General features: G+C 74.1%; 3 protein-coding genes. 2 read left to right on the forward strand and 1 reads right to left on the reverse strand.

The features are described 5' to 3' along the window. Window positions 1–632, reverse strand: a 632-nt coding sequence (locus tag E1J50_RS26310; protein WP_132257206.1) for a hypothetical protein, incomplete at its 3' end; no start/stop codon positions are given. Between the two features lie 123 nt (window positions 633–755). On the opposite strand from E1J50_RS26310, the gene purD reads away from it, so the two are divergent. Together purD and E1J50_RS27705 are read left to right on the forward strand one after the other, a co-directional pair. Beyond that, on the forward strand, window positions 756–2,039 hold the full coding sequence (gene purD / locus E1J50_RS26315) for a phosphoribosylamine--glycine ligase (protein WP_132257208.1): 1,284 nt from the start codon (window positions 756–758) through the stop codon (window positions 2,037–2,039). 156 nt (window positions 2,040–2,195) lie between these two features. Continuing rightward, entirely contained in the window at window positions 2,196–2,336 is a 141-nt protein-coding gene (locus E1J50_RS27705; protein ID WP_165937969.1) for a hypothetical protein, read from the forward strand. Window positions 2,337–2,550: the final 214 nt, after the last annotated feature.

The following is a 2,550-nucleotide window of genomic DNA, read 5'->3' on the forward strand; positions in this document are numbered from 1 at the left end:
CAATCGGCCCGCGGCTGAAGCGACAGGCGACCGCCCGGCCCCGCCTCGAAGCGCAGGGGCACGGGCGGCTCGTCGCTCTTGGCGTAGGCGAGGCTCACCTCGACGCGCAGGAAATCGAACTGCGTACGGTCGGCGTAGAGGATGAGATCGCGCGAGACCGTCTCGCCCGGGTTGAGGTCGGAGGGCTCGGCCGGCCCCTCCGTCGCGCCCTCGAACAGGGTGCCGTGGCGCAGGATCACGCTGCCCGGCTCCCCGAGCGCGTAGTCGCGCGCCGCGCCGACGCTGGCCGAGCCCGCAAGGCTCGCCGCGAAGGCCCCCTCCCGGCCGGGATCCGTGCCGAAGCGGGCGCTGATCCCGACCACGTTGTAGGTGAGGCCGAGGATGCGCACGCCGGTATGCCCCACATTGGTGCGGGTGAGGGTGGAGCGGATCGCGATCCGGTCGCCGCGCTCGCCGGCCTTCACGAGGTCGGTCTTCACCGACACGGCGGGCGGCTCCAGGCCCGGCTTGATCCGGGCCTCGTAGATGAAGGTGTAGACCGCCCAGGCCCCGGCCGCGACGATGGCGAGCGTCTGGGTGAGGCTCGCGGCCCGCTCGATCGTGAGCGGCCCTCGCCCGCCTGCCTGCTCCATGGGCGCCCTCCATCCCCAGGCGGGGAAACCGCGGCCCCGGAGTGCCGTTCCCGTGCACGACCTCGCGCGCCGTGTCGGATTCTCCTTTCCTCCGGGCCGGTTTTTGAGGAAAACCCCGGTCCCATGAACATCCTTCTGATCGGTTCGGGCGGGCGCGAGCACGCCCTCTCCTTCGCGCTCGCCAAGAGCCCGCTCTGCACCCGCCTGTTCACCGCGCCCGGCAATCCCGGCACGGCCCAGCACGGCGAGAACCGGCCCGATCTCGCGGTCTCGGACCACGCGGCGGTCCGCGCCTTCTGCGAGCAGGAGGGGATCGGCCTCGTGGTGGTGGGGCCCGAGGCGCCCCTCGTCGCGGGCCTCGTGGACGATCTGACGGAGGCCGGCATCCGGGCCTTCGGGCCGACGAGGGCCGCCGCCCGGCTCGAAGGCTCCAAGGGCTTCACCAAGGATCTCTGCGCCGCCTACGGCATTCCCACCGCCGCCTTCGCCCGCTTCTCCGCGCTCGATCCGGCCCTCGCCTACCTGCGCGAGCGGGGCGCGCCGATCGTCGTCAAGGCGGACGGGCTCGCCGCCGGCAAGGGCGTCACCGTGGCCGACACCCTCGACCAGGCGGAGGCCGCCCTGCGCGCCCTGCTCTCCGAGCCCGGCGCCGAGGTCGTGATCGAGGAATGCCTCGTCGGCGAGGAGGCGAGCTTCTTCGCCCTCTGCGACGGCACCCGCGCCATTCCGGTCGGCACCGCCCAGGACCACAAGCGCGTCTTCGACGGGGACCGGGGGCCGAATACCGGCGGCATGGGCGCCTACTCGCCCGCCGCCATCGTGACGCCGGAGATCGAGCGCGCCGTGATGGACACGATCATCGCGCCGACCCTCCGGGGCATGCGCGAGCGGGGCACCCCCTTCACCGGCATCCTCTATGCCGGGCTGATGCTGACCGAGGAGGGGCCGAAGCTCATCGAGTACAACACCCGCTTCGGCGATCCCGAGGCCCAGGTGCTGATGCCGCGCCTCGCCTCGGACCTCGTCCCCGCCCTGCTCTCGGCCTGCGACGGCGACCTCTCCGGCGTCGCCCTCGAATTCGACCCGCACCGGGCCGCGCTCACCGTGGTGATGGCGGCGGCGGGCTATCCGGGCACGGTGGTGCGGGGATCGGAGATCCGCGGGGTCGCGGAGGCGGCGGCGAGCGACGCCGCCTTCGTCTTCCAGGCCGGCACCCGCGCCGAGGGCGACCGGCTGCTCGCCGACGGGGGCCGCGTCCTCGCCGTCACCGCCCTCGGCGAGAGCGTGGCCGAGGCGCAGGCCCGCGCCTACGCGGCGGTCGCGCGGATCGACTGGCCGGAGGGGTTCTGCCGCCGCGACATCGGCCAGCGCGCCGTCGCCCGCGAGGCCGCCGGCCGGGGCGTCTAGGGCCGTCCGGCGGAGCGTGGCATCCGGGGCGCACCGGCCCGGGAAAACGCGCCGCCGGCCCTCCGGTTACCCCGCGTTCACCCTGTTCCGATTGAATCGTGTCGGCAGTGCCCGGCAGAACGGGTGCGCCTCAGCCGAATCACGAGAGCCCGGTCGATGTCCCACGCGCTGGCCCAGTTCCTCCTCACGGTCGCCTCCGTCATGGCCGGCATCCTGTTCCTGGACGCGGTCGACGCGCCCGCGCGCAAGGCCGCCCGGCGCCTCGCCGGCGTCGCGAAGGCGCTCCAGGGCAAGTAGCAGGGCAAGCAGCCGGGCAAAGAGCGGGGCAAGTCGCAGGGGAAGTCTCAGGGGAAGTCCGGGGTTCAGGCGGCCGCGGCCTCCTGGGCAGCCTCCTGGGCAGCCTCCTGGGCGCCCTCCTGGGCAGCCTCCTGCGCGGCCCGCCGGCGCAGGCCCGCCAGCATCTCGCCGACCTCGCGGGCCGGCCGCGGCGGGCTGAACAGGAAGCCCTGGA

Origin of the sequence: Methylobacterium segetis (assembly GCF_004348265.1) — a bacterium.
Classification (GTDB): domain Bacteria; phylum Pseudomonadota; class Alphaproteobacteria; order Rhizobiales; family Beijerinckiaceae; genus Methylobacterium; species Methylobacterium segetis.

What these genes read in the sequence shown, in the direction of transcription:
- E1J50_RS27705 (WP_165937969.1), top strand. Translation starts at nt 2,196, where the DNA reads ATGTCCCACGCGCTGGCCCAGTTCCTCCTCACGGTCGCCTCCGTCATG.
- purD (WP_132257208.1), top strand. Translation starts at nt 756, where the DNA reads ATGAACATCCTTCTGATCGGTTCGGGCGGGCGCGAGCACGCCCTCTCC.